The organism is Serratia plymuthica NBRC 102599, from assembly GCF_001590925.1.
Classification (GTDB): domain Bacteria; phylum Pseudomonadota; class Gammaproteobacteria; order Enterobacterales; family Enterobacteriaceae; genus Serratia; species Serratia plymuthica.
On record NZ_BCTU01000001.1, the window covers coordinates 80,977 to 106,656 of the forward strand.

General features: G+C 54.6%; 22 protein-coding genes and 3 tRNA genes. 9 read left to right on the top strand and 16 right to left on the bottom strand.

From position 1 onward, the window contains the following. The first annotated feature begins 7 nt into the window (after positions 1-7). The 3 genes from osmE to SPL01S_RS00325 all read left to right on the top strand — a co-directional run bounded on the left by osmE (position 8) and on the right by SPL01S_RS00325 (position 663). Positions 8-337, top strand: a complete 330-nt coding sequence (gene osmE / locus SPL01S_RS00315) for an osmotically-inducible lipoprotein OsmE (RefSeq protein ID WP_063196854.1) — start codon at positions 8-10, stop codon at positions 335-337. A 156-nt stretch (positions 338-493) separates the two neighbouring features. Beyond that, positions 494-581: transfer RNA gene (locus tag SPL01S_RS00320), tRNA-Ser, on the top strand. 6 nt (positions 582-587) lie between these two features. Further along, positions 588-663 (top strand) — tRNA-Thr (locus SPL01S_RS00325). Positions 664-849: 186 nt separating this feature from the next. Here the strand turns inward: SPL01S_RS00325 and SPL01S_RS00330 are convergent. From SPL01S_RS00330 to SPL01S_RS00345, 4 genes are all read right to left on the bottom strand, one after another. Then, complete coding sequence (locus tag SPL01S_RS00330) at positions 850-1,998, bottom strand: acyltransferase family protein (protein WP_063196856.1); 1,149 nt, start codon at positions 1,996-1,998, stop codon at positions 850-852. A gap of 213 nt (positions 1,999-2,211) precedes the next feature. After that, positions 2,212-2,288: transfer RNA gene (locus SPL01S_RS00335), tRNA-Pro, on the bottom strand. A gap of 78 nt (positions 2,289-2,366) precedes the next feature. Beyond that, positions 2,367-4,148 carry an LPS biosynthesis-modulating metalloenzyme YejM gene (yejM, locus tag SPL01S_RS00340; protein WP_063196859.1) on the bottom strand — a complete coding sequence of 594 codons (1,782 nt, stop codon included), beginning with the start codon at positions 4,146-4,148 and terminating at the stop codon, positions 2,367-2,369. Positions 4,149-4,157: 9 nt separating this feature from the next. Then, the gene (locus SPL01S_RS00345) at positions 4,158-4,385 is read right to left on the bottom strand and encodes a YejL family protein (RefSeq protein ID WP_006317912.1); all 228 of its coding nucleotides are present in this window, start codon (positions 4,383-4,385) and stop codon (positions 4,158-4,160) included. Positions 4,386-4,562: 177 nt separating this feature from the next. Here SPL01S_RS00345 and yejK point away from each other — a divergent pair, with 177 nt between their 5' ends. Beyond that, on the top strand, positions 4,563-5,573 hold the full coding sequence (gene yejK / locus SPL01S_RS00350; protein ID WP_004947114.1) for a nucleoid-associated protein YejK: 1,011 nt from the start codon (positions 4,563-4,565) through the stop codon (positions 5,571-5,573). Positions 5,574-5,658: 85 nt separating this feature from the next. Here the strand turns inward: yejK and rplY are convergent, their stop codons facing one another. Both rplY and radD read right to left on the bottom strand, forming a co-directional pair. Beyond that, positions 5,659-5,943 (bottom strand): 50S ribosomal protein L25, encoded by a 285-nt coding sequence (gene rplY / locus SPL01S_RS00355; RefSeq protein WP_004947109.1) that lies wholly within the window; start codon positions 5,941-5,943, stop codon positions 5,659-5,661. A 161-nt stretch (positions 5,944-6,104) separates the two neighbouring features. Next, positions 6,105-7,862, bottom strand: coding sequence for a DNA repair helicase RadD (gene radD, locus SPL01S_RS00360; RefSeq protein WP_062868062.1), 1,758 nt, complete (start codon positions 7,860-7,862; stop codon positions 6,105-6,107). A gap of 309 nt (positions 7,863-8,171) precedes the next feature. On the opposite strand from radD, the gene rsuA reads away from it, so the two are divergent. From rsuA to SPL01S_RS00375, 3 genes are all read left to right on the top strand, one after another. Then, positions 8,172-8,885 carry a 16S rRNA pseudouridine(516) synthase RsuA gene (rsuA, locus tag SPL01S_RS00365; RefSeq protein ID WP_004947102.1) on the top strand — a complete coding sequence of 238 codons (714 nt, stop codon included), beginning with the start codon at positions 8,172-8,174 and terminating at the stop codon, positions 8,883-8,885. 30 nt (positions 8,886-8,915) lie between these two features. Further along, a complete protein-coding gene (locus SPL01S_RS00370) occupies positions 8,916-10,112 on the top strand; it encodes a Bcr/CflA family multidrug efflux MFS transporter (RefSeq protein ID WP_062868061.1) in 1,197 nt (398 codons plus the stop codon). A 613-nt stretch (positions 10,113-10,725) separates the two neighbouring features. Further along, positions 10,726-11,070 (top strand): YejG family protein, encoded by a 345-nt coding sequence (locus tag SPL01S_RS00375; RefSeq protein ID WP_004947098.1) that lies wholly within the window; start codon positions 10,726-10,728, stop codon positions 11,068-11,070. 9 nt (positions 11,071-11,079) lie between these two features. Here the strand turns inward: SPL01S_RS00375 and yejF are convergent, their stop codons facing one another. From yejF to SPL01S_RS00415, 8 genes are all read right to left on the bottom strand, one after another. Next, complete coding sequence (gene yejF / locus SPL01S_RS00380) at positions 11,080-12,672, bottom strand: microcin C ABC transporter ATP-binding protein YejF (protein WP_063196861.1); 1,593 nt, start codon at positions 12,670-12,672, stop codon at positions 11,080-11,082. Position 12,673: 1 nt separating this feature from the next. Continuing rightward, positions 12,674-13,699 carry an ABC transporter permease gene (locus SPL01S_RS00385; protein ID WP_006326758.1) on the bottom strand — a complete coding sequence of 342 codons (1,026 nt, stop codon included), beginning with the start codon at positions 13,697-13,699 and terminating at the stop codon, positions 12,674-12,676. Continuing rightward, entirely contained in the window at positions 13,696-14,790 is a 1,095-nt protein-coding gene (locus tag SPL01S_RS00390; RefSeq protein ID WP_013813790.1) for a microcin C ABC transporter permease YejB, read from the bottom strand. Before SPL01S_RS00390 ends, SPL01S_RS00385 begins: the two co-directional genes overlap by 4 nt. 10 nt (positions 14,791-14,800) lie before the next feature. Beyond that, positions 14,801-16,609, bottom strand: coding sequence for an extracellular solute-binding protein (locus SPL01S_RS00395; RefSeq protein WP_063196864.1), 1,809 nt, complete (start codon positions 16,607-16,609; stop codon positions 14,801-14,803). An 89-nt stretch (positions 16,610-16,698) separates the two neighbouring features. Continuing rightward, the gene (gene pdeN, locus SPL01S_RS00400) at positions 16,699-18,285 is read right to left on the bottom strand and encodes a cyclic di-3',5'-guanosine monophosphate phosphodiesterase PdeN (RefSeq protein ID WP_062868058.1); all 1,587 of its coding nucleotides are present in this window, start codon (positions 18,283-18,285) and stop codon (positions 16,699-16,701) included. 255 nt (positions 18,286-18,540) lie between these two features. Next, the gene (mepS, locus tag SPL01S_RS00405) at positions 18,541-19,116 is read right to left on the bottom strand and encodes a bifunctional murein DD-endopeptidase/murein LD-carboxypeptidase (protein WP_004947077.1); all 576 of its coding nucleotides are present in this window, start codon (positions 19,114-19,116) and stop codon (positions 18,541-18,543) included. A gap of 407 nt (positions 19,117-19,523) precedes the next feature. Then, positions 19,524-20,234 carry a phosphatase PAP2 family protein gene (locus SPL01S_RS00410; RefSeq protein WP_063196866.1) on the bottom strand — a complete coding sequence of 237 codons (711 nt, stop codon included), beginning with the start codon at positions 20,232-20,234 and terminating at the stop codon, positions 19,524-19,526. A 51-nt stretch (positions 20,235-20,285) separates the two neighbouring features. Next, a complete protein-coding gene (locus tag SPL01S_RS00415; protein ID WP_006326746.1) occupies positions 20,286-21,260 on the bottom strand; it encodes a CobW family GTP-binding protein in 975 nt (324 codons plus the stop codon). A 314-nt stretch (positions 21,261-21,574) separates the two neighbouring features. Here SPL01S_RS00415 and SPL01S_RS00420 point away from each other — a divergent pair, with 314 nt between their 5' ends. Beyond that, positions 21,575-21,883: a YmdA family protein gene (locus tag SPL01S_RS00420; RefSeq protein WP_063196868.1), complete on the top strand. Its 309-nt coding sequence runs from the start codon at positions 21,575-21,577 to the stop codon at positions 21,881-21,883. 49 nt (positions 21,884-21,932) lie between these two features. On the opposite strand, the gene SPL01S_RS00425 is transcribed toward SPL01S_RS00420, so the two are convergent. Continuing rightward, on the bottom strand, positions 21,933-23,414 hold the full coding sequence (locus tag SPL01S_RS00425) for a mannitol dehydrogenase family protein (protein ID WP_063196870.1): 1,482 nt from the start codon (positions 23,412-23,414) through the stop codon (positions 21,933-21,935). A gap of 341 nt (positions 23,415-23,755) precedes the next feature. Here SPL01S_RS00425 and uxuA point away from each other — a divergent pair, with 341 nt between their 5' ends. Then, positions 23,756-24,946, top strand: coding sequence for a mannonate dehydratase (gene uxuA, locus SPL01S_RS00430; RefSeq protein ID WP_062868055.1), 1,191 nt, complete (start codon positions 23,756-23,758; stop codon positions 24,944-24,946). A 139-nt stretch (positions 24,947-25,085) separates the two neighbouring features. On the opposite strand, the gene yeiP is transcribed toward uxuA, so the two are convergent. After that, positions 25,086-25,658, bottom strand: a complete 573-nt coding sequence (gene yeiP / locus SPL01S_RS00435) for an elongation factor P-like protein YeiP (RefSeq protein WP_013813782.1) — start codon at positions 25,656-25,658, stop codon at positions 25,086-25,088. Between the last annotated feature and the right edge of the window lie 22 nt (positions 25,659-25,680).

The window sequence follows — 25,680 nt, forward strand, 5'->3', positions numbered from 1 at the left end:
ACAAGCCATGACTAATAAGCTGGTTTTAGCCATTTGCACCGCCGCGACATTTTCCATTCTTGCCGGCTGTACCGCTTACGACAGGGCCGCCAGTTACGTGAAGGAACCTGTGGTAAGCGATGTAAAAGTAGGGATGACAAAACAGCAGGTGCGGGCAATTGCCGGCCCACCGTCAACTTCTGCAACGTTGGTTAATGCGAAGGGCACATGCGACACCTACGCTGTGGCGCCGCGCGACGGTAAAGTGCAAACCTATTTTGTCAGTTACAGCGACACCGGTCACGTGATGAACAAAGGATATCAGACCTGTTCAGACTACGATTCTCAGCCTAAATAAGCCCCATTGCGCTGAACAATAAAACCTCGCTTGGGCGGGGTTTTTCATTTTTTAACCGCCAGTCGCATGAAGTTTAAGCAAACGCGCTTTTTACTGCATTTTTTTGCATGAAACGGTAGACATTTCATAACGGTATCGTTAATATCTGCGCCCATTGGAAGGATGGCCGAGTGGTTTAAGGCAACGGTCTTGAAAACCGTCGAGTGTAACAGCTCCCAGAGTTCGAATCTCTGTCCTTCCGCCAAATTTAGCCGGCTTAGCTCAGTTGGTAGAGCAACTGACTTGTAATCAGTAGGTCACCAGTTCGATTCCGGTAGCCGGCACCATATTAAGTTATACTGACGTTTAGCACGTCTTAAACCCCAGCAATCTAAATGATTGCTGGGGTTTTTTATTTCATTTTTTTAATCAGTATCGTTAAACCGACATCGATTGGGAGAAAACTTACTGGGTTTATCTACCCCCCCTTGTACATATTACAGGGGGGGATATTGAATCATCTACCTTTGTTTTTACGGCAAGACAATGGCTTTGGTCAGCTTACGGCTAATAATTGTTTTGCCCAGTTTGATACCCGGTTTTTCGATAAATTTATAGAGAAACACTGCAACCCCATAAGTTATGGGTAAAATGATAATAGATGCAGTCATAAATCTTGCTATGGAAGGCAACCCGGAAAATTGGGGATTTGACAGCAGGAAAGCGATGACAGGAAGAACTATTAACAGATGCAGCAGATACACAGAGTAGGAAACATCCCCCATAAAGACGCTAATCTTATTGGTCAGTATCCAGCGAGGGAAACGCAGTACATTGGCCCAGAGACTTCCTTCAACTCTTGGCCAAAGAATCGTAGCCAACATCAAGAGCATGCCAATTTCAGCCAGAAAACGGATCTTGTTAAAACTATCTTGCATATAAATACTGACGCAAGCTGTGGCCAAGGCAAAAAACACATATTTAAAGCTTTTTCCGCGTATAGCTTCAGAAATAAACATGCCAGCTATAAAAAGATGCAACTTTATCAGTATCATTGATGGCATAGGGAACGAGGAAAAGTAATTAGGCAACAACTGTTTAGCAATCATGCACAGTGCAATCACGGTCAAACAGGCCCGCGCGAAGCCTAACTGCATTACTGCTAACATTATGAATGGGAAAAGGAAATAGAACTGCATTTCCAGCCCTATACTCCAGTCTGGCAGCACGGTATTAAATGAAAAACTTGGCAGAAAGCCAAACATAAACGTTACATGGGTAAAAATGTTTAAGAACGAGTTATCGCTATAGCGCGAACTATCAGTTTGGGTTGCGCTATAAAAACTGCTGATGGTTTCCCGAGCTTCACCAAAATAACTGCCAAAACCAATAGCAAAAATGAGTAATACATAGTAAAGCGGGGCAATACGGAAGAAACGGCGTAGCCAAAATTTCTTGAAGGTTGCACTTTCAGTCCAGGGCTCTTTCTCTTTACGCTCCACATAATTTTTAGCCATCAGGTAGCCAGAAAGCAAGATGAATAGATCAACCCCGATTCCAGGATCTGAAAGTATGGGGAAGCGAAAGCTGGTTAATATACAGATATGGCCCAAAACGACCCATAAAGAAGCCAGACCACGTAACCCTTCCAGCTCCTGCGACCATTTCTTAGCAGGTTGCATTGGCAAGCCCCTCTGAACAATATTTCATTAACAACTACCCATATTCAGGTGAATTTTTGTCAGTATAGCATGGCATATTTAGATAGTTTACAGGGGCAATGTCTGAATTTGGCACTGACTATTGTTATGTAGATGGGGTTGCCGGGGGGCGTTACATACAAATTGCAGGCATAAAAAAACCAACCGCAAAGGGTTGGTTTCTTTAAGGATGTTTGGTCGGCATGAGAGGATTTGAACCTCCGACCCCCGACACCCCATGACGGTGCGCTACCAAGCTGCGCTACATGCCGACGCTATGGCAAATTATACTACCCTTAACCAAAATCAATGCAAGAGTAGCAGCGCCTGATTGCTTGTATTTTAAGCAGTTAGTTGGCAATGAAGCGTTTAACGTCAGTCAGCACCTGCAACAGCAGGGTAAGCTGCGGTTTCTCGTCTTTTATTTCTTTGTCGTTTTTATCGTACGCGCGATAAGTGCCATTGCCGTCCAGCACCAGGGTTTGTGTTGGCGTAGTGATGATCAACAGGTTGTTATCACCGGTGGCGACCCAGTTATTCTTGCGCTGTGCGGTGAACAGATCTTCACCTTGCGAGTAATCGTTAGGGGCCGTTTTAACGTGCAGTAAACGCTGCATCAGCGTGCGCATCACATCGTTATGGCCGGTCAGCTTATTGATGGTCTGAGCTGGCGTACCCGGCCAGTGGATAACCAGCGGCACTTGCAGCTGCTGTTGGTTATAACTGCTGCCAGCACCCCAGTAGCCTTTGCCGCTGTCATTAAATTCAACGCCGTGTTCTGCGGTAATCACCACGACCGTTTTATCCAGAACGCCACGGGCTTTCAGCGTGCTGAGCACCTCCGCAATCTGCGTGTCCACATCCTGCGCACCGGCGCGGTAACGTTGAATAAAGTCGGCCGGGGCCGGTGTTTTTTCATTGGCTGCCGGTTCAGCGCCACGGAAGTTGATGTAGGAGAACCACGGAGCCTTGTTGTTCTGATCGGCCAGCCAATTCTGCCATTGTTGAGTGGTGACTGCATCGTTTTGCCTGCTTGGCGTCGGCAACGAGAAGTCGGTCAACAGTGCCTGACGATATAGGCTGGCGTTAAAGCCGTCGGACGAGAACAGGCCAAACTGATAACCCTGGGCGCTAAGTGCGTTCACCAGGGCAGAAGGTTTGCGCGCGGCGAGAATGCTGTCCAAATAGGTCGGCGAAATGCCGTAGAACAGGCCAAACAGGCCGGTATCTGCATGATTGCCCGAACTGTAGTGATCGCTGAAGCGAACGTTTTCCTGCGCGAAGCGGGTGAGGGCAGGCATATCCTTCGTCATATCCTGGGCGCGAACGCCATCTACGACGATCATCAACAGGTTATAGCCGCTGCCTTTGTCGTTGTAGCTGAGATCGTTGAGTGGATATTCCACCGCTACGGCCTCCGGATTACCCTGCTGCACCAAACGGCGCTCATACTCTTGTGGATCGAGTAGGCCGTGTTTCTCAAGGAATTTACGTGCGGTCATGGGGTAGGAAAGCGGCAGGTTGGCTCGCTGCATGGTGATCGGGCGATAGAAATTGGCGTCGGCCCAGATATAAATCAGGTGCGAGGCAAAAAAGGCGCTGATGAACAGCACGGCCAACGGCTTGCCAAAGTGTTGGCGGTTCAGGCTGCGAAGCTTTTGCCAGCTCCAGGTGCCAAACAACATCTCCACCAGGAAGATAACGGGCACGCAGATGAACATCAGTTGCCAGTCGCGCGCCAGCTCGCTTTGATCCGGGTTGACCACCAGTTCCCACACCACCGGGTTAAGGTGAAGGTGGAAATGCGTGAACACTTCGCTGTCTACCAGCAACAGCGTTAGCCCGGTCGTGGCCAGCGCGGCGGAAATAAGCCGCAGCAGCCGCTGTGACATCACCACAAAGGTCAGCGGGAATATCACCAACAGGTAGCCGGCGAAAACGATAAAGCTGAAATGCCCCAGCAAGCTGACCAGGGCATAAACCCGGCCCAACAGGGAGGAGGGCCAGTCGGTGACAAACAGATAGCGGCTGCCCAGCCCGAGGGCGAGCAGAATATTGAATAAGGCGAACCAGTGCCCCCAGCTAATCATCTGGGAGACTTTTTCACGATAACGCTGACGGTTTGTCACCATAATTAATTATTAATGCGCTTTGTCTTCACGAATAGAAGCTTGCAGAGCTTCTGCAAACGATCTTGCCAACGTCTTCCGCTGCGCGGGAGCAACGCTGGTGTTGATCAGATTAGTTACCATGTTGCCCAGCACCATCAGAGAAAGATCGGTGGGAGTATGGTGTTTTTCCAGAACATTGACCAGCTCAGAGAGCAGTTGTTCAACGTGTTCGTCACTGTAACGGGATGATTGTGGCATAAAAATTGCGCTCAAAGCCTGACAAAGTCCCATATCTTACCGTATAGAGCCGTGATTTTCCGCTCTTTTATAGCGTGGTAGCCGTTAAGGTAACGATCGTTTGCCGATCCCGCTTTACAGTTGCAGGGCGAAGCCTTCGGTGCTTGAATACGCGCTCAAAGAACAGGAGGATTTATCATGAGTCTGGATATCGACCAGATCGCTCTGCACCAGTTGGTAAAACGCGACGAACAAACGCTGGACGTGGTGCTGCGCGACTCTCTTCTTCCCACCAATGCGGCGGTGGAAGAGATGATGGAGGAACTGCATCGTGTCTACAGTGCCAAGAGCAAGGCTTATGGCCTGTTCAATGAAGGCAGTGAGCTGGCGGATGCGCTGCGCACCTGCCGCAAGGACGATAAGGATTTTCTGGCCTTCAGTCGCGCGGCAACCGGCCGTCTGCGCGATGAGCTGGGCAAGTACCCGTTTGCCGAAGGCGGCGTGGTGCTGTTCGGCCAGTACCGCTACCTGTCGACAGAGTACTTGCTGATTGCGGTGCTCAACAGCCGCAACAGTTCACGCGTTAACGAGGAGCTGGATATCAACACCACCCATTATCTGGACATCAACCACGCCGATATCGTGGCGCGCATCGATCTGACCGAATGGGAAACCAACCCGGAGTCCACCCGTTACCTGACCTTCCTGAAAGGCCGGGTGGGGCGCAAGGTGTCCGATTTCTTTATGGATTTCCTGGCGGCGGCCGAAGGGCTGGACACCAAAGCGCAGAACCGGGGCTTGCTGCAGGCGGTTGACGACTATTGCGCCGACGCCCAGTTGGATAAAAATGAGCGCCAGTCGGTGCGCCAGCAGGTTTACAGCTATTGCAACGAACAGCTGCAGGCCGGCGAGGAAATCGAGCTGCAGGAACTGTCGAAAGAGATCGCGCCGGTGGGCGAGAAAGATTTCCTGCAATTCTCCAGCGAACAGGGCTATCAACTGGAAGACAGCTTCCCGGCCGATCGCGGCACTCTGCGCCAGTTGACCAAGTTCGCCGGCAGCGGCGGCGGCATCAGCATGAACTTTGACGCCATGCTGTTGGGAGAACGGGTGTTCTGGGATGCGGCAACGGATACGCTGACGATTAAGGGCACGCCGCCGAACCTGCGCGATCAGCTGCAACGCCGGTTAAACGGCGGCAACAAGTAACCTTTGCCGAATCGCAGACAATAAAAAACGCCGCAATTGCGGCGTTTTCTACTTCGGCGTCCCGAAAAGCTCGAATACGTTGCGATTACGCGCGAACGAAGTCGATGTGGGTCAGTTTTGGCTTGAACGGGTGACGCTGTACAGCCTGAACCTTAACTTTGGTTTCTTTACCGTCGATAACCAGAGTTACTGCTTCGCTGTAGAATTCTGGTTTAGCTTCCATGTTCTTTACAGAATCATGGTCTAATTCGATGGAAACTGCAGCTTCTTCGCCACCGTAAACGATAGCTGGGAATTTGTTAGCTGCACGCAGGCGGCGGCTCGCACCCTTACCCTGGTCTTTACGTACTTGTACATTGATAGTGAACATTGTTTTTTCTCTTAAAAGAAAATTTACCCTGTTAAGGCGACCCAGTAACAGGTTCGATAAACCACTTTAGCACCGGGCGAACCCAGCTAAAGCGGGCGGCATTTTAACGGAAAGCCGTCGGCAGGGCAATGGAAACCTCCCGAATCTGCGCGATGCGGGCATCAATACAGCTCGTTGGCCCGGCGGAAGCGGCCTTGATAATCGAACACTTTTTCCCGTACCTGCCAGAATTGCCCACGTTTGCGCGCCACGACAAAATCCGGATGACGCAACAGTGTCTGTTGGGCCAGCACGTCGGCTGCGGTTTGCCAACTGAACGGCACCCCCGGCGCGCGTTGATGCGGGCGCAGAAACAGCATCTCGAAGGCTTTGCGCTGTGCTGGCGTTTGCAGGCGGAAACGCTCGCTGGTGCTGGTGCCGTCTTCATCGTAATAGGTGGCCTTCAGCCACTCGCCTTTTTCATCGCGTCCGCTTTGCAACTCCATACCGCCGCAGCGCAGAACCAATGCGTCCTTCAGTTTCAGCGCCTCTTTCAGCATGTCGTCGGGATCGACCAGCACTTCCTGGCACTGGTGGCAGCGGCGCGCAGCAATGTCGTTTTCTGCGCCACAGTGCGGGCAACTCTTGAAACGAAAGCGGTAGTCGCACTGTTCTCGATGGCCATCATCGTCTTCCAGCCAGCCCTGGCAGCGGCGGCCGTAATGCTCGATGATGTCGCCATTTTCGGTGCATTTTCCCCAGAACAGGTTGGCGAAGCCGCAGCCGGGGCAAAATACCTGTACCGGCTGGCTGTCGCTGTGCGGTTTGCTGACGCCCACCTCCGGCGTAAACAGGTCATGCGGGTTGCCGGCGTAGTCGAGGATCAGGCAATCCTCTTTGCCGGGAGCCAGCCGCAACCCGCGGCCGACGATTTGCTGATAAAGGCTGACGGATTCGGTGGGGCGCAAAATGGCGATCAGATCGACATGCGGCGCGTCAAAGCCGGTGGTCAACACCGCCACGTTGACCAGATAGCGCAGCCGTTGTTGTTTGAACGCCTCAATCAACGCATCCCGCTCGGCGGCCGGCGTTTCGGCGCTGACCAGCGCGGCCTCACCGGCCGGCAGCAGGCCGTGGATCTCACGAGCATGCTCAACGGTGGAGGCGAAAATCATCACCCCTTTGCGCGTTTCGGCATATTCGACGATCTGGCTGATGATGTGCGGTGTGATGCGATTTTGCTGTTTCAGCTCGCGGTTGAGGTCTACCTCACTGAACAGGCCGTTGCTTCTGGCCTCCAGGCGGCTGAAATCGTACTGCACAATCGGCATGTCGAGCCGTTCCGGCGGCACCAGATAACCGTTCTTGATCATGTAGCGCAGCGGCAGTTCATAAATGCAGTCGCGAAACAGGCTGCCGGCATCGCCGCGGGTAAAGCCGTGGTAGTGATACTGATAAATCCAGCCTTTACCCAGCCGGTAAGGCGTGGCGGTCAGCCCCAACAGCCGCAACTGCGGGTTGGATTTTTGCAGGTGCTGAATAATTTGCTGGTACTGGCTGTCATCGTCATCGCTGATGCGGTGGCACTCGTCGATAATCAGCAGGGAAAATGCGCCGTCGAACAACGGCAGATTACGCGCCACGGACTGTACGCTGCCGAACACCACTTTGCCGGCGCTGTCTTTTTGCTGCAGCCCGGCGGCAAAGATATCCGCCTCCAGCCCGTAGGCGCAGTATTTGGCGTGGTTTTGCGCCACCAGCTCTTTCACGTGGGCCAGCACCAATACCCGGCCGCGTGCGCGCTTCGCCAGTTCGGCGATCACCAGGCTTTTGCCTGCACCGGTCGGCAGCACAATCAGCGCCGGTTGAGAATGCTGGCGGAAATGTTTGATGGTGGCTTCGACCGCTTCCAGTTGGTAGGGGCGTAGAGTAAAGGCCATGAATTAACGCCGTTGGTTGAAATGGGCCGCCGGGAACATGTTTTGCAACATCTGAACCCACAGAAACAGTGACATTTTACTCCTCAGGCGGCTAAAAAATTTCTATTATTATGCCTTGTGAGCGCATGCGGTGCGAGAAGTGCGGAAATTACCTCTGTCAGGGGGCCGTTTCCGCCGCTATACTCCCGTCACAGTAATCGCTGTTTCCCCCTCTCCGAACCTGCCCTGTTGCACCTGGTGCAACGGCGGGCGTCATATTTTAGCAATACGATCAATGCGATCATAACAACGACAGGCAAAGCAGATTCAATGCGACTGGACAAGTTTTTATCTCAGCAGTTAGGTGTTAGCCGCGCGCTGGTAGCGCGTGAACTTCGGGCAAAACGCGTCACCGTGGACGGTGAAGTGGTGAAGAGCGGGGCTGTCAAACTGACCCCGGAGCAGGAGGTGGCGTTTGACGGCAACCCGCTGCAGCAGCTGAGCGGCCCACGCTATTTCATGCTCAACAAGCCTCAGGGGTACGTTTGCTCTACGGACGATCCCGATCACCCGACGGTGCTGTATTTCCTCGATGAACCGGTCGCTTATAAATTGCACGCCGCCGGTCGGCTGGATATCGACACCACTGGCCTGGTGCTGATGACTGACGACGGGCAGTGGTCGCACCGCGTCACCTCACCGAAACATCATTGTGAGAAAACCTATCTGGTCACGCTGGAGCATCCGCTGGCGGAAGATACCGCACAGCAGTTTGCCGAAGGCGTGCAGTTGCATAATGAAAAAGATCTGACCCGTCCGGCACAACTGGAAAAAATTGAAGACACTCTGGTGCGTTTGACCATCAGCGAAGGGCGCTATCACCAGGTGAAACGCATGTTCGCGGCGGTTGGCAACCGGGTTGTCGAACTGCACCGCGAGCGGATTGGCGCCATCGTGATGGATGAAGATTTGGCTCCGGGCGAATACCGCCCGCTGACTGAAGAAGAAATCGCCAGCGTGGGCGCACCACATTTGCAGGACTAACGGCTGCGGCTGATTAAGGAATCGTTGAACGTGCAACAGAACCGGTCATCTCACCTCGGTTTGATTTTTATTCTGGGCCTGCTTTCCATGCTGATGCCGCTGGCTATCGACATGTATCTGCCCAGTATGCCGGTGATAGCCAAGCAGTTCGGCGTCGAGTCGGGCAGCGTGCAGATGACGCTCAGCGCCTATATGCTCGGTTTTGCCCTGGGGCAGCTGTTCTATGGGCCGATGTCGGACAGCATAGGGCGCAAGCCGGTGATCCTGTGGGGGACGCTGATCTTCGCCATTGCCGGCGGCGCTTGCGCCATGGCGCAGTCGATCGAGCAGTTGATCAACCTGCGTTTCCTGCACGGCCTGTCGGCGGCGGCGGCCAGCGTGGTGATTAACGCCCTGATGCGCGATATGTTCACCAAGGACGAGTTTTCGCGCATGATGTCGTTTGTCATCCTGGTGATGACCATTGCACCCTTGCTGGCGCCGATGATCGGCGGTGCGCTGCTGCTGTGGTTCAGCTGGCATGCGATTTTCTGGACCATGGGCGCAGCGGCGCTGATCGGTTCGCTGCTGGTGGCGTTCTTTATTAAAGAAACGCTACCGAAAGAGCGGCGGCAGAAATTCCATCTGCGCACCACGTTGGGCAATTTTGCTTCGCTGTTCCGCCACAAGCGAGTGCTGAGTTATATGTTGGCCAGCGCCTTCTCGTTCGCCGGCATGTTCTCGTTCCTCAGCGCCGGGCCGTTCGTGTATATCGAATTGAATAACGTTTCGCCGCAGCATTTTGGTTACTACTTTGCGCTGAATATCGTGTTTTTGTTCCTGACAACTTTGGTCAATAGCCGCAACGTACGGCGGCGGGGGGCGATCAAAATGTTCCGGCTGGGCTTGTTGGTTCAGTTGGCGATGGGGCTGTGGTTGCTGGCGGTGAGTGCCATCGGCCTGGGCTTCTGGGCGTTGGTGCTCGGTGTGGCGGTCTATCTGGGCTGCATCGCCATGATTTCGTCCAACGCCATGGCGGTGATCCTGGATGATTTCCCGCATATGGCGGGTACGGCGTCCTCGTTGGCCGGTACGCTGCGTTTCAGCATCGGCGCTCTGGTCGGGGCGGTACTGTCGATGGCGCCAGGCAAGAGCGCCTGGCCGATGGTCTCTTCCATGGCGCTGTGCAGTATCGTAGCGGTGCTGTTCTATTTGTATGCCAGCCGTCCACGCAGCAACCTTGCCTGATCCTTCCGCGATTTATCTCTGAATAACCCAGGCCGGCTTAGTGCTGAGCCTGGGTTATTCCATTCTTTTCAGCGCACTCTCATCAATCCCGTTGGCAATGCAGATTTTGTTGCTAAATATAAGTACGCTAATTAAATGCTTGGCGTGCAATCTGTGTGCTTTTTGTTAAAAAAAGCGCAGGTTGAGAAACGATAATTACAGAGGTTCCGCACGGTATCTTTGCCGGGATGGGGTGTTTGATTTTTGTTTTGTCTATTTAAAATCAATGAATTAAATCGATTTTTTACCTTGAAGGGCGAAGTTAAATGTTTCTGCAATGTAAAATTATAAAGAGTGAAAAGTAACCGCATTGCAAGAAAAAAGAGTTGAGATCGTGGCGGGAAAGGGTTACATATAACGCAAAAATGCGAGCTGAGTCGCAAAATGCCGTGAAATGACACCGTGCGGCGCACCAAAACAGCACGATATCAGCAAGCGCAGGGTACGGTTAATAAGTTGTGACAAATTTTACATTTAAATAACATGTACACTCGGCAGAGTCGGTTCTCAACGGCTATAACTTAGTTACCCTGTCAGGTAAAAACTGTTTCACTTTTCAAACTAGGGATTTCATGTGGATAGTATCCAACTTTCGGTAGTGCATCGCTTGCCGCAAAGTTATCGTTGGCTATCAGGTTTTACCGGCATCAAGGTTGAACCGATTCCGCTTAGCGGGATAGACGAAGATAACAATCTGATTGGCTTGAAACTGCTCAGCCATGAAGGGGCGGACGCCTGGCAGGTTATGCAACAGCTTAAGCTGTCTTTGCAGGAGATTCAGGTCGATTGCGCCATCGTGGAGTGGGAAGGGGAAGCTTGCCTGTTTGTGCACCGCAGCGATGAAAGCGCTACCTTATGCCGGTTAAAAAACGTTGGCGCCGCCATCGCCGAGCCACTGAGCGCGCAATATCCTTTCTGACCCCCGCCGCTAATCGGCCAACTGCAACAACTGCTGCGTATAAGCGGCGGCAGGCGAGTTAAAGATCGTCTGGCAGTCGCCCTGTTCAACCACTTCTCCCTGGCGCAATACGATCACCTGATGGCACAGTGAGCGTACTACCTGCAAATCATGGCTGATGAACAGATATGCCAGCCGATGGCGTTGTTGCAGAGATTTCAGCAACGTCAGGATTTGCGCCTGTACCGATTTATCCAGCGATGAGGTCGGCTCATCCAGAATCAGCAACTGCGGCTGCAGAATCAGCGCCCGTGCGATAGCAATGCGCTGGCGCTGGCCACCGGAAAACTCGGTAGGGTAGCGGTGGCGCAGGGCGGGATCCAGCCCCACTTCTTGCAAGGCTTCCATCACCTTTTGTTCACGCTGTTCGGCGCTCAATTTCTGATGTACCTCCAGCCCCTCGGCGATAATTTGCAACACGCTCAGTCGCGGGTTCAGCGCGGAGTAGGGATCCTGAAACACGATCTGTATCTGGCTGCGGTACGGCAGCATCTGTTTCAGGCTGAACTGGTGCAGCGGTTGGCCGTTAAACCAGATAGCGCCGCTGGCGCTCAACAGACGCAGCAGCGCCAGCCCGGTGGTGCTTTTACCCGACCCCGACTCCCCCACCAATCCAACGCTTTCCCCGGCCTTCAGCTCAAAACTCAGTCCTTTCAACGCGTAATGATGGTCAACCGTGCGGCGCAACAAGCCGCGCTTGATCGGGAAACTGACCTGCAAGTTTTCCACTTTCAGCAGCGGGGCGGCGTCCGCCGGCAACGGCAGAGGATCGCCGACATTTTCCGCTGCCAGCAGTTGCTGGGTATAGGGATGTTGCGGCTGGCTGAACAGGCCCGCCCGGCTGTTCTGCTCTACGCATTGGCCGTTGCGCATCACCGCCACATTGTCCGCCAGGCGGCGAACGATATTCAGGTTATGAGTGATAAACAGCAGCCCCATCCCCATTTCTTGCTTCAGCTCTTTCAGCAGCAGCAGGATCTGCGCCTGAATGGTCACATCGAGCGCAGTGGTCGGTTCGTCGGCAATCAGCAGTTTTGGCTGGGTCAATACCGCCATGGCGATCATGACCCGCTGGCGTTCGCCGCCGGAGAGCTGATGCGGATAGTCTTTCAACCGGCCTTTGGCGTTGCGAATACCGACGCGATCCAGACACTGAATAATCTCCCCGCGCGCTACGTCGCGCCGCATGCCACGGTGCAAAGCCAACACTTCCGCCAGTTGTTTCTCAATGGTGTGCAATGGGTTGAGCGACACCATAGGCTCCTGAAAAATCATCGAAATCTGGTTGCCGCGCACTTTGCGCAATTCGGCTTCCGGCGCATGCAGCAACGAGCTACCATTGAACAGGATATCCCCCCCGGTATAGACCACCGGCGGCGAAGGCAACAGCCGCAGCACCGACAGTGCGGTCACGCTTTTGCCGGAGCCGGACTCACCCACCAAGGCCAACGTTTCCGCTTTTTCTATCTGCAACGACAAGCCGTTGACCACCTGATTCAACTGCTCTCCCTGACGGAAAGCGACGCTGAGATCCTGAATTGAAAGCAGTGGAGTACTAGCCATATCAATGCGCCTTGCTGGGGTCAAAGGCGTCGCGTATGGCTTCGCCGATAAAAATGAGTAAAGACAGCAACACCGCCAACACCAGGAACGCAGTGATGCCGAGCCATGGCGCTTGCAGGTTGTTTTTGCCTTGCAGCAACAGTTCACCGAGCGACGGAGAGCCGATCGGCAGGCCAAAGCCCAGGAAATCGAGAGAGGTCAGCGTGGTGATGGAACCGCAGAGGATAAACGGCAAGAAGGTCAGCATCGCCACCATCGCATTGGGCAGCATATGTCGGTACATAATGACCCGATCCGGCACCCCCATAGCGCGTGCGGCGCGGATGTAATCATAGTTGCGGGTGCGCAGGAACTCGGCGCGCACCACGCCTACCAGGCTCATCCAGCCAAACAGAATGGTGATACCGAGCAGCCACCAGAAATTGGGTTGTACGATACTCGACAGCAAAATGATCAAAAACAGCGTCGGCATGCCCGACCACACCTCGATAAAGCGTTGTCCCCACAGGTCAAAACGCCCGCCGTAATAGCCTTGCATCGCGCCGACGCAAACGCCGATCACGCTGGAAAACAGCGTCAGCGCTAACCCGAACAGCATCGAAATGCGAAAGCCGTACAGCACGCGGGCCAGCACGTCGCTGCCGTTACCGTCGGTACCCAGTAGGTTATGGCGCGAGGGGGCTGAGGGGAAGGGCACCTCAGTGGCGAAGTTGATGGTGTCGTAACTGAAGCGAATCGGCGGCCAAACCGCCCAGCCGTGGCGGTCGATCTGCTGTTTTACGAAAGGATCCTGGTAATCGGTGGCGGTATTCAGCTCACCGCCAAAGGTGGTCTCGCTGTAATTGATCATGAACGGCAGGTACAGGCGGCCTTCGTAGCGCACCAGCAGCGGCCGGTCGTTGGCGATCAGGTTGGCGGCCAGGCTGAGGATAAACAACACCAGGAAAACCCACAGTGACCAGTAACCGCGGCGATTACTGCGAAAACGCGCCCAACGCGCCTGGTTGATCGGGCTTAAGCGGCTCATTGGCGGGCCTCGAAATCAATGCGCGGATCGACCAGGGTATAGGTGATATCGCTGAGGATATTCAACAGCAGGCCAATCAGGGTAAAAATATACAGCGTGCCGAACATCACCGGATAGTCGCGCTGCAGAGTGGCATCATACCCCAGCAGCCCCAGCCCGTTGAGCGAGAACATCACTTCAATCAGCAATGAACCGGTGAAAAACATGCTGACGAACGTTGCCGGGAAGCCGGCGATCACCAGCAGCATGGCATTGCGAAATACGTGGCGATAAAGGATTTTGTTCTCGTCCAGCCCCTTGGCGCGCGCGGTGACTACATACTGTTTGCGGATCTCGTCAAGAAACGAGTTCTTGGTCAGCATGGTCAGGGTGGCGAAACCACCAATGACCGTCGCCAGCACCGGCAGGGTGATGTGCCACAGATAATCGGTAATCTTGCCATACCACGACAGGCTATCGAAGTTGCTGGATACCAGGCCACGCAACGGGAACCAATCCAGGTAACTGCCGCCGGCGAACAGCACGATCATCAAAATGGCGAACAGGAAGGCCGGAATGGCGTAGCCGATGATAATCAGCGTGCTGCTCCAGATATCGAAAGCGCTGCCGTTATGCACCGCCTTGCGGATACCGAGCGGGATCGACACCAGATAGATAATCAGCGTGCTCCACAGGCCCAGGGTGATGGAAACCGGCAGGCTATGGCCCACCAGTTGCATCACCGACGCGCCGCGAAACAGGCTGTCGCCAAAGTCGAGACGCATATAATTCCACAGCATGGTGAAATAGCGCTCATGCAGCGGTTTGTCGAAACCATAGCGTTTGGTGATTTCGGCAATCACTTCCGGATCCAGCCCGCGCGACCCCCGGTACTGGCTATCCGTGGCGCTGCCGACGCCGATCCGCGCGTGCCCCAGGCCTTCACCTGCGCCACCGCCGCCAAAACCGCTGCTCTGGCCCATCTCGATGTTGGCAATGGCCTGATCGACCGGGCCGCCGGGCGCGATCTGCACGATGAAAAAGTTAATGGTGATGATCGCCCACAGGGTGGGAATAATCAGCAACAGTCTGCGAATCAGATAAGCCGCCATCGCCGACCCCTTATTGTTGTTGGGCCGGCAAACGCGCCGCCTTGTTGACGTCAAACCACCAGTTGTCGAAGCCAATCACGTAAGCAGGACGGATCGCCGGCGTGGAGAACTTGTCCCAGTAGGCATAGCGATCGTGATTGGAATACCACATCGGCAGCATGAACCTGTTCCAGGTCAGCACCCGATCCAGCGCGCGACCCAGCGGCAGCAGGGCTTTTTCGTCGCCCTGGTGTCGCAGGATGTTGCGCACCAGGCTATCGACCGCCGGATCGGTGACGCGGGCAGTATTCCAGCTGGAATTGATGTATTCGGAGTCCCAGTTCGTCTGGAGCGAAGAACTCGGGAACGGCATTGCCAGATAGACCGTCGGCATCATGTCGAAATCGCCGTCACGCATGCGTTTGGTGAATTGAGTGACGTCAATTTCACGGATCTGCATCTCGATCCCCAACCGCTTGAGGTTGTGCTGGAACGGCAAGACGTACTGGAAGTTGCTGCCGCTCAGCAACATCAGCTCGAAGGTAAAGGGCTTGCCGGTTTTACTGTTCACCAACTGCTGGTTTTTCACTTCCCAACCGGCCTGCTTGAGCAACTGGGTGGCTTTCAGCAGGTTCTGGCGATCGCTGCCGCTGCCGTCGGAGGATGGCGGCTGGTAGATGCTGGTGAACACCTCCGGCGGTACCTTGTCCTTCAGCGGCGCCAGCAGCGCCAGTTCGGCAGCATCCGGATAGCCGCTGGCGGCGTAGGGGGTATTCTGGAAATAGCTGTTGGTACGTTGATAAGCGTTGTAATACAGCGCCTTGTTCATCCAATCGAAATCGAAGGCCAGCGTGATCGCCTCGCGCACGCGCCGATCGGCAAACAGAGGGCGTTTCATATTGAACGCCATCCAGCGGGTATTCTGCGCCGACTGGTTGGTTTCATCCTGTTTGACAATGTAGTTGCGGGCGAAGTTGCCGCCCTGATATTGGGTGGCCCAGCTTTTGGGCGAACCCTCGATGCGGAAGTCGTAGGCACCGGCCTTGAAGGCCTCCAGCGCCACTTTGTCATCCAGATAGTAGTCGTAGCGGATGCTGTCGAAGTTGAAGCGGCCGCGATTGACCGGCAGGTTGGCCGCCCAGTAGTCGCGTACCCGTTGATAGGTAATGTATTGGCCGAGGCGGTAACTGCCGACCTTATACGGGCCGCTGCCAAGCGGCGGCGCTGCCAGCGGCTCGTTCAGCTTATGATCTTTCCAGAAACTCTCCGGCAGCACCGGCAGCCCAAACAGCCCAAGCAGCTTGTCTTTATCCGGCTGCGGGAATTCGATGCGTACCGTCAGGCGGGAGATGGCCTTTACCTTAATGCCTTTGTACGCCACGCGAAATTGCGGCACGCCTTCGGTCATAAACTTGTTAAAGGTAAAGGCGACGTCGGCTGCGGTGATAGGGCTGCCATCGTGGAAGCGGGCGCGGGCGTTAATGTCCAGCTCCACCCAGTGCATATCGGCCGGGAAGCGGGCAGATTCGGCGATCAGTGGATAGTAGCTGCCTATTTCGTCGTCCGAGGTGGTGAACAGCGAGTCATACAGTGCGTCGGTGCGTTCGCCGGGTACGCCGCGCGAGGCGTAACGGTTAAAGTTATCGTAAGTGCCGATCGCCGCCATCCGCACGTCGCCGCCTTTCGGTGCGGCCGGATTGACGTAGTCGTAATGGCTGAAATCGGTGGCGTATTTCGGCTCACCGAGAAGGGCGAAAGCGTAACTTTCATTGAGGGTTTCGGCCTGCAGGCCAAAACTCAGTGCTGAGAGCACCAGGGCAGCAAAAACGCGCACGGACATCTTGACGGTAAGCTCCTGCTGATAAGTCGGTTAAGTCTGCGGCCAGCATAACATTCACTGCCGCGCCGCAGGGTGAAGTAATGTAAAGATCAGGCTTTTTGCGCCTGATAATCAAAGACCTGCTGGTTAGTGCAGAATGTCACGAAGTTGTCGATGCTCAACGGCTTGCTGAAATAATACCCCTGCATAAAGTTAACGTCCCGTTCCTGCAGGAAGTGCAATTGTTCGGCGGTTTCCACGCCTTCCGCCACGGTTTGCATTTTCAGCTTTTTAGCCAGTGAGATCACTGCGTCCAACACCGGTGCGGTGACCGTATCCTGACCGATAGTGTTGACGAAACCACGGTCTATTTTCAGATAGTCCATGGTAAAGCGCTCCAGATAAATCAGCGCGCTGTGGCCGGTGCCGAAATCGTCGATGGCGATTTCAATGCCTTGCTGGTGCAGCCAGTCAAACTCCGCCAGCGCGTTGGCTTCCTCTACCATGCCGCGTTCGGTTATCTCGAATACCAGCGTAAAGTAGTCGCTGGGCAGTTGCGCCAGCAGTTCGTACACGTCCTGATGGAAGGAGGGGGCGCTCAGATGGGAAGGGGAGATGTTCAGACCCAGTTTGGCGCCTTTTGGCAACACCGTCGCCAGGCGTGGGACGTCTTCGGCGATCAGGCGGAACAGATGGCGCGTCAGCGGCACAATCAGCCCTTCGCTTTCGGCGTAGGGGATAAACAGGTCCGGCGGGATACGCCCTTCAATCGGATGCTGCCAGCGGATCAGTGCTTCCAGCCCGGCGACGGCGCCTTTGCGGGTATGGAACACCGGCTGGTATTCGATAAAGAATTCATTGCGCTTGATGCCGCGCATCAACGCACGCTCCGGGCTTTGGCGCAGCAGCAGCATGTAGTAGCACAGGACGCCGATCATCAATGACAACACCAGGCTGCCCAACAGGGTCAGGCGGATATCATTGGGCGTCAGCGTTTCGTTATAAAACAGAATCGTCATCGGCGTGCCTGGGATGGCTAAGCGATCGGCCTGATCGTTCGGCAACTGGCCCACCGGCATCAGGTTCGGGCTGAAGGTGGTCAGGGCGCGATCGCCCAGAATAATGGCAATGCCGGGTGTGCGTGCGTCACGCGAAGCGAACAGCAGGTAGGGCATCAGGTTGATATCCAGGGTCGCCAACACGCCGGTGTTTTCCTCTCCGGGATGACGCAACCAGACGGCTACTGCGGGTTTTCCCGGCACAAGAGGGGTGCCTTGCTGCAGTTTGAGATCCCGCGTCTGGCGCGGATCGATTTCCGGATAAATATTTTTCAGTGCCAGCATCATGCTGCCGGTAGCCGAGGAGCAATAGGCAAAACCGTTTTTCACCAGCAAGAAGCTCCGCACGCCGGAATTAAACGCCGCCTGATAGGTAATATCCGGCTGGCTGGACGCGCAGGAGCGTTCCGTCAACGGCATCAATTGCAGCATGATTTCCGTCAGACTATCCAGATTTTCGAGGGTGAATTTCTGTGTACGTTGTTCTACCGTGCGTTGATATTGTGTGCGCTGGTGATTAATCAGGAGGAGTGTGATGCCCGTAAACAGGATAAAAAATACCAGAGCGACAATGCTGCTTTTAGCCAGGCTGCGTCGTCTGTGCGAAACATGGCGTGCAAATGCCCTTTTCAAGCCCATAAACCTTTGCCCCCTGAGCACGGCGTATCATTCTGTTTTTGTTATCGAGTGATCGCTTAATATATCCCAATGGTGGTGGTGCAGTCATTATTCATCGTTATTTACGCAGGGTAATCCGCTAACAAACGCTTAATTGTATTTGATGATGATAGGTGAGTTTTTTATCAGCGTAACGTTAGGGATAAAAAAAACGCTGCCCGGGGGCAGCGTTTTATTGCTCGTTTGGTATTCAGGACAATCAGGTATTTTGCGCCGTCAGCTGCTGGTCAGCACTCTGCGGGCTTCACGATAACGTTTATTCCAGTAGTTATCGTTCAGATTAGAAATCATCACGCCGCTGCTGGTAGAGGCATGAACGAATTGATCGTTACCTAAATAAATGCCGACGTGGCGCCCGGTAGAGCCGGCGCGGAACAGCACCAGATCGCCAGGACGCAGTTTGGTACGCACGATTTTCTTGCCGAGGTCTTCCTGTTCGTAGGTAGAACGCGGTAAATCCATACCAAACTGTTCACGGAAGGTGCGTTGTACAAACGCCGAGCAATCAATGCCGCGCTTGCTTTCACCGCCTAAACGGTAGCGAACACCTTTCCAGTCTGCATACTGATCCATAATTTTTGACTTAACGTCAACGTTACGGACCATTGCTTCGAATTCATCCTGAGAGGCTTGCAGTAAAAGACCGTTTTTGTCATTAACTGCATGCATCTCAGTTTGTGCGTTATTCAAGTTCGAAGTGTGAGTCGAGCTGCACGCGGAGAGCATTACCGCTGCGGCAATTGCAGGTACTACCCGCAAAAAATATCTCAGAAACGGTTGAGATTTGACCATTGTTGTTGTTTTCCCTTGAAGTCCTTAACGACGAAAGTCGCTACCTGAAAATGCCAAACGAAACGAGCCTAATCTGCACCTGCTGCCCCGACAATCGCTTACCGCTGAAAACGTGGCGGAACGCACATTTTTCACGGATTTAATGCTGAAACGAGGTAAACCAGGCACAAACGCATCCGAGGTTACCGCAACGAATCAGGGATTGCGAGCCTTTTCCTGTCCTTTTTTATATGAATTTGTGATGTAACATAATGTAAAACTTCATATAAAAAACGCCGATTACCCGTTGTGTTGGTTTTACGTGAAATCAGGTGACGAAAGCGTTAACGCGCTGATGTGGAAATAGACAAAAGGCGGCGCGGAAATAATCAGGAGGCTGTGGGCCTCCTGCGGGTCATAGCGATTTGTTATGACTGGGTGGGGCGGTGCTTGCCGGGCAGCATGAGGTTCAACCCGTTAATCAGCTTGTCGCTGAGTGGGGTCATCAGGCACCAACTGACGCCCACCAACACCACGGACAGTGAGCCGACGGCGATATCGGTGAACCAGTGGGCACCGATCATCACACGCGGCAGTGAGAAAACCAGCGTGATCAGCAACGCCACGGCAAAAGCGCGGCGGTTAAAATAGCGCAGCATAAAACAGGTAAAAATCATCAGCATCATGCCGTGGTCGCCGGGGAAGCTGTCGCTGGAGGCGTCTTTGGTGGGAATGCCGGTCAGCATACTGACGCGGTTGATATTCTCGAAGCTGAGCGACGGGCTGGGGTGTTTTACCGGCAACAGGTGCCCAAGCTGGTTCAGCACTACGGCGGTGAGCAACATGACAACGCCGGTGACCCATAAACGACGGCGGCCGACGGCATCCTGCTTGAGATAAAAATACAGGTACAGCAGCCCCATGGCGATCAGGGAAATCACGTCGAAGGCGCGATTATTGGTGATGGCCACCAGGTGCAGAAAGCCGGGATCGGTCGCCAGATGGCGGTTGAAGAAAAAGAAAATCGCTGAGTCCAGAGTAAACCAGTAACCGTGGTTAGCCGGCAGGAACCAGGACAGAAACAGCGCAATGCCCAGTAAATTGAAGAAAATGATGAAGGGTAAATTGCGGCGTGTCATGACATAACCTGTTGTAAGTCTAAAAATAAAATGGTGCTAACGGTAAAGATTCTAACTTAAACGAATGTTAAACAATTGGGATTGCAGGGCGTTCCAGTCAGCATTGTCGCTGTGGATCAGTTCAATGCGGCTGTCCAGCGGTGCGACAGGGCGCGTTTCGATATTGAGATCCTGCCCCTGGCGGTTAATCAACAACGTGCCTTCCGCAATGCGGACCACGCCTTTGGCGCGTTCGACCGGCGCCAGCCGCACCCACTCCATGATGCCAATGGTATCGAATACCGTGTCCGCATCAAAAATCCAGCCGCAGCTGGTAAACCCCTGGCCCTGATTGAGCGCCCGTCGCCAACGCGAGGTTTCCGGCAGCCGCAATGCGGCCAGGCCCTGAGTTTTGGCATGGCTATGATGATGCTGCGCATCCGGTAATTCTGTGCGATTCGTGCGAGGCAGGTTGAGCCAATCTACATTTGCCTGGCCTTGTTCTATGGGATAAAGCGGCCGCTGGCGGGGATCTTGCGCCGCCCACTGTTGCAAGGCCAGCAGATCCTGCGGTTGATAGGTGTCGCTTTTACTGGCCAGGATAATGTCGGCTGCCGCCAGTTGATCGCGAAAGTTTTCATTTTCTCGATAGCGCGGCTCGCTGAGTTGGCGAGCGTCCAACAGGCACAGCGTGGCCTGCAGATCGATCCAGCCGGCGTAGCTGTCCTGCGTCAGCAACGACAGGATTTGCTTCGGATGGCCCAGGCCAGTCGGCTCGATGAGTAACCGGTCGGGCTTGCTTTGCTGCAACAGCATATTCAATCCAACCTGCATCGGCAGACCGTTTACGCAGCACATGCATCCGCCGGGGATCTCCTTCAGCACTGCGCCGCTGTCCGCCAGCAACGCGCCGTCGATGCCAATTTCACCGAATTCATTCACCAGCACCGCCCAGCGCTCGTGTTCCGGCTTGTTGGCCAGCAGATGACGGATGGTGGTGGTTTTACCGCTGCCGAGAAAACCGGTGATCAGGTTGGTTTTGGTCATTGATGATTCCTGATGTTGATAAAGTCCAGGGGGCGATAATTAAGCTGTGCCGCCTGACTGTGTGTGAGTGTGTTTAACCTGCGCCAGGTCACAAATTCAATACGTTAAAATGCGTTATTTAACCGGTGAAATCCACGTTTGGTGCTCGGAAAATTCCTAACAAAAACCCGCTATTAGACAGGTATGCAGGCAGTTAGTAGCTTGTTTTTACGCTATTAATGGCTGGAATATCCATCAAATAACCCCCCTTACCTTGCGATTATTCCTAAGAAAGTCCTCTATGTTTAAATTGAGTTAACAAAAGTGAGGTTGCCATGAACATCTTTCGGTTAGTTTTGATCGCAGGAATGTTGTTTTCATGGATGGCGGCAGGCCATGCCGGAACCACTGGCGGGGTTATTCATTTTGTTGGTTCTGTCGTAGAAAGCCCCTGCTCGGTGGATATCGCCGGTTCAACGGCCAATACGAAATGTTACCGCAATGGGCAACACTATCAAGGGCAACAGACCCTGTCGCACTTCGATGTTTCACGCAAAGAGCTTCCACTGAATTTAGGCACGACGGAAATGCAGTGGGTGGATCAACAGAAAAAATTGGCCGTCATGACCGTGGTTTATCGTTAAGTTATCCGACCATGCCGGACGCAGCTTGCCCGGCATGGTTTTCATTTCCTTAGGCCAGTTGAGTCGCAACCCACTCTTTCACCGTTTGGCGTGCCCCGCGATCGCGCAGCGACAGGTAAGCGCGGGTTACCGCCGCCACAAATTCCCCCTCGGCCGGCAACTGTTCACCGAAAACGCTTTTCAACCCCAATAGCGCCTTAACCCGCTGTTCGTCGTCCGGCGTAGCGGCCACCCTTTGCTGCAGTACAGGCAGTAGCGGATCGCGGATGTCGATAGACTGGCCGGCATCATCCACACCGCTGACATAGCGCATCCAGGCGGCGACGCCCAACGCCAGACCGGCATAACTGCCGCCGTGCTGCAAATGCCAGCGGACTGAATCCAGCATGCGCTGCGGCAGTTTTTGCGTGCCGTCCATGGCGATTTGCCAGGTGCGGTGCTGCAGCGCAGGGTTGCTGTAGCGTTCGATCAGCTGCGCGGCGTAGGCGGCCAGATCGATGCCGCTGACGCTGAGGGTCGGCGCCTGTTCTGCCAGCATCAGGTGGTGGGCGGCGCGGCGATAAGACTCGTCGGCCATGCAGTCGTTAATGTACTGATAGCCGCCCAGATAACCGAGATAGGCCAGGAACGAATGGCTGCCGTTCAGCATGCGCAGCTTCATCTGTTCAAACGGCAGCACGTCGTCGACCAACTGCGCCCCGGCCAGTTCCCAGGCCGGGCGACCGGCGACAAAATTATCTTCCACCACCCATTGAATGAAGGGTTCGCAAGCGATGGCGCACTCATCATGGACACCGCCGAGAGCGGCGGCAATGTCAGCCAGCGTTTCCGGCGTGGCGGCCGGAACAATACGGTCGACCATGGTGCTGGGAAAGCTGACCTGCCGGGCTATCCACTCGGCCAGCATGCCGTCACGCTCCTGCGCCAATCCGATTATTGCGTTACGCAGCACATGGCCGTTTTCCGGAATGTTATCGCAAGAGAGCAGGGTGAAGGCGGGCAGGCCGCGTTCAAGACGCAGACGCAGCGCTTCCACCAGAATGCCGGGAACGGTGGCCGGTTGGCCTGGATTGGCCAGATCGGCACGGATCGCCTCGTGTTGCAGATCCAGTTTTCCACTGCCCGGCTCGATGCAGTAGCCTTTTTCGGTAATGGTCATCGACACGATCGCCACCTGAGGTTCCGCCAGCTTTTCCAGCACGGCCTCGATCCCTTCCAGCTTGCTGTGCACGCTTTCATTCACTGCGCCTATCACGATAGCCTGATTACCCGTCGCGCCTTTCTCCAGCACGCTGTACAGATGCTCTTGCAAGCGCAGGCTCTGGAACAATGGCACGCCGCCAGACAGGCTGATTTCGCAAATACCCCAGTCGCCGCCCTGGCGATTCAACACCCGGTCGGTAAGCAACGCCTGGTGGGCGCGGTGGAAAGCACCAAATCCGATATGCACCATGCGGCTTTGCAATGCGCGGCGATCGTAGCGCGGTTGCTGGACCGCATCCGGTAGCGGCGAGTTGGCGATAGTCTTCATTCAAGGCTCCAAAGCTGAGTAAAAAAGTGCTGGCCGGTAGCTTTGCAAAAGCTATCGGACCAGTTTTTCGGGCGGCATGCGAGGCTGCTTTCAGCCTTTACCGTGCGGGCTCTCTGCCGCCAGTGTAAGGCTGTCTGCGCATCAATAAAATTGCTCAGTCCAAAATAAGCCAGATTCGTGAAGTGGATCAACCCAGCGCGATTTCTGTTTTGACAACCCGCCTCGACGGAGTAAGGTAAAAGATAAATGATATCTATCTCGTTTGGTATAACAAGATTGCCGGGTTTGAGCGGTCTTGATCACCAACCGGCAACCTCCGGCGATTTTTACAAGGATAAACAATGGAACAAACATGGCGTTGGTACGGGCCGAACGATCCTGTCTCTCTTGACGATGTGCGCCAGGCCGGTGCCACCGGCGTCGTCACCGCACTGCACCATATCCCGAATGGCGAAGTTTGGCCGATCGATGAGATCAAGGCGCGTCAGGCGCTGTTGGCGGAGAAAGGGCTGGTGTGGTCGGTGGTGGAAAGCATTCCGGTGCATGAAGAGATCAAAACCCACAGCGGCAATTACCCGCGGCATATCGCCAATTACCAGCAGTCGCTGCGTAATCTGGCGGCCTGCGGTATCGATACCGTGTGCTACAACTTTATGCCGATTCTCGACTGGACACGCACCGATCTGGAGTACCTGCTGCCCGACGGTTCGAAAGCGTTGCGTTTCGATCACATCGCCTTCGCCGCTTTTGATCTGCATATCCTGCAGCGCGCCGGCGCAGACCAGGATTACACACCGGAAGAGCAGGCGCAGGCGGCCGCCCATTTCGCTGCCATGAGCGAAGCGGAGAAAAACACATTGACCGGCAATATCATCGCCGGGCTACCGGGCGCCGAAGAGGGTTACACGCTCGATCAGTTCCGCGCCCGCCTGGCGGAGTACGATGCGATCGACAAGGCGCAATTGCGCGAAAATATGGCGGTGTTCCTGCGCGCCATTGTACCGGTGGCGGAGGAAGCAGGCGTGCGTCTGGCGGTGCATCCGGACGATCCGCCGCGGCCGATCCTAGGCCTGCCGCGTATCCTGTCCACCATTGAGGACATGCAGTGGCTGAAGCAGACCGTCGACAGCCTCTATAACGGTTTCACCATGTGCACCGGGTCTTACGGCGTGCGTGCGGATAATGACCTGGTACGGATGATTAACACCTTCGGCGACCGCATCCATTTCACCCACCTGCGCGCCACCTGCCGCGAAGAGAATCCGAAGAGTTTCCATGAGGGGGCCCATCTGCAGGGCGACGTGGATATGGTTGCGGTGATTGAGGCGATCCTCAGCGAGGAGCAACGGCGTCATCAGGCGGGCGATCGCCGGCCGATCCCGATGCGTCCCGATCACGGGCACCAGATGCTGGATGATTTGAAGAAAAAAACCAATCCGGGTTACTCGGCGATTGGTCGGCTGAAAGGATTGGCGGAGCTGCGCGGCGTTGAACTGGCGCTTAAGCGCCGTTTCTTCCCTGAATTGCCGTAACGTTTTGGTTTTCCAAACTTGCGGGCAATGCTCTGAAGGATTTACTGGATAGGGGAGTTGCACGCCGCGCCCGCTATTATCGCAGGGATGCCACTTTGTCATAAAAAACAGGGGCCAATGATTGGCCCCTGAGCATTGACTAGTCTGCGCGGCTCATATAGCGGCGCTCCGCAATATGAATGCGGATTTTGTCGCCGGCGCTGAGGTATTCAGGTACCTGAATGGTTAGGCCGGTCGCCATGGTGGCCGGCTTGTTGCGGGCGCTGGCGGAGGCGCCTTTGATCCCCGGCGCGGTGTCGACAATTTCCATATCCACGGTCTGCGGCAGTTCCAGCGCCAGCACCTGGCCGTCCAGCGTCAGCACCTGCATGCCCGGCAGGCCGGCTTCGGGAATAAACAGCAGCTCGTCTTCGATCTGGTCTTTCTTGAAGATGTACGGGGTGAAATCCTCGTCATCCATGAACACGTATTCTTCCCCGTCGATATAAGAGAAGTTCACCTTGCGGCGAGACAGGGAAATGGTGTCCAGAATATCGTCGCCCTTAAAACGCTCTTCTACCTTCAGCCCGGTGCGGACGTCGGAGAAACGCATTTTGTATAAGGTGCTGGCGCCGCGTGCGCTTGGACTTTGCACATCGATGTCTTTCACCAACAGCAGTTTGCCGTTGTAATTGATCGCCATGCCGCGCTTAATTTCGTTAGCCTTTGCCATATAAAGTAACCTGCAATGAAGA

Excerpts from the sequence above, each read along its gene's own strand:
- osmE (WP_063196854.1), top strand. The coding sequence starts at position 8 with ATGACTAATAAGCTGGTTTTAGCCATTTGCACCGCCGCGACATTTTCC.
- SPL01S_RS00330 (WP_063196856.1), bottom strand. The coding sequence starts at position 1,998 with ATGCAACCTGCTAAGAAATGGTCGCAGGAGCTGGAAGGGTTACGTGGT.
- yejM (WP_063196859.1), bottom strand. The coding sequence starts at position 4,148 with ATGGTGACAAACCGTCAGCGTTATCGTGAAAAAGTCTCCCAGATGATT.
- SPL01S_RS00345 (WP_006317912.1), bottom strand. The coding sequence starts at position 4,385 with ATGCCACAATCATCCCGTTACAGTGACGAACACGTTGAACAACTGCTC.
- yejK (WP_004947114.1), top strand. The coding sequence starts at position 4,563 with ATGAGTCTGGATATCGACCAGATCGCTCTGCACCAGTTGGTAAAACGC.
- rplY (WP_004947109.1), bottom strand. The coding sequence starts at position 5,943 with ATGTTCACTATCAATGTACAAGTACGTAAAGACCAGGGTAAGGGTGCG.
- radD (WP_062868062.1), bottom strand. The coding sequence starts at position 7,862 with ATGGCCTTTACTCTACGCCCCTACCAACTGGAAGCGGTCGAAGCCACC.
- rsuA (WP_004947102.1), top strand. The coding sequence starts at position 8,172 with ATGCGACTGGACAAGTTTTTATCTCAGCAGTTAGGTGTTAGCCGCGCG.
- yejF (WP_063196861.1), bottom strand. The coding sequence starts at position 12,672 with ATGGCTAGTACTCCACTGCTTTCAATTCAGGATCTCAGCGTCGCTTTC.
- SPL01S_RS00385 (WP_006326758.1), bottom strand. The coding sequence starts at position 13,699 with ATGAGCCGCTTAAGCCCGATCAACCAGGCGCGTTGGGCGCGTTTTCGC.
- SPL01S_RS00390 (WP_013813790.1), bottom strand. The coding sequence starts at position 14,790 with ATGGCGGCTTATCTGATTCGCAGACTGTTGCTGATTATTCCCACCCTG.
- SPL01S_RS00395 (WP_063196864.1), bottom strand. The coding sequence starts at position 16,609 with ATGTCCGTGCGCGTTTTTGCTGCCCTGGTGCTCTCAGCACTGAGTTTT.
- pdeN (WP_062868058.1), bottom strand. The coding sequence starts at position 18,285 with ATGGGCTTGAAAAGGGCATTTGCACGCCATGTTTCGCACAGACGACGC.
- mepS (WP_004947077.1), bottom strand. The coding sequence starts at position 19,116 with ATGGTCAAATCTCAACCGTTTCTGAGATATTTTTTGCGGGTAGTACCT.
- SPL01S_RS00410 (WP_063196866.1), bottom strand. The coding sequence starts at position 20,234 with ATGACACGCCGCAATTTACCCTTCATCATTTTCTTCAATTTACTGGGC.
- SPL01S_RS00415 (WP_006326746.1), bottom strand. The coding sequence starts at position 21,260 with ATGACCAAAACCAACCTGATCACCGGTTTTCTCGGCAGCGGTAAAACC.
- SPL01S_RS00420 (WP_063196868.1), top strand. The coding sequence starts at position 21,575 with ATGAACATCTTTCGGTTAGTTTTGATCGCAGGAATGTTGTTTTCATGG.
- SPL01S_RS00425 (WP_063196870.1), bottom strand. The coding sequence starts at position 23,414 with ATGAAGACTATCGCCAACTCGCCGCTACCGGATGCGGTCCAGCAACCG.
- uxuA (WP_062868055.1), top strand. The coding sequence starts at position 23,756 with ATGGAACAAACATGGCGTTGGTACGGGCCGAACGATCCTGTCTCTCTT.
- yeiP (WP_013813782.1), bottom strand. The coding sequence starts at position 25,658 with ATGGCAAAGGCTAACGAAATTAAGCGCGGCATGGCGATCAATTACAAC.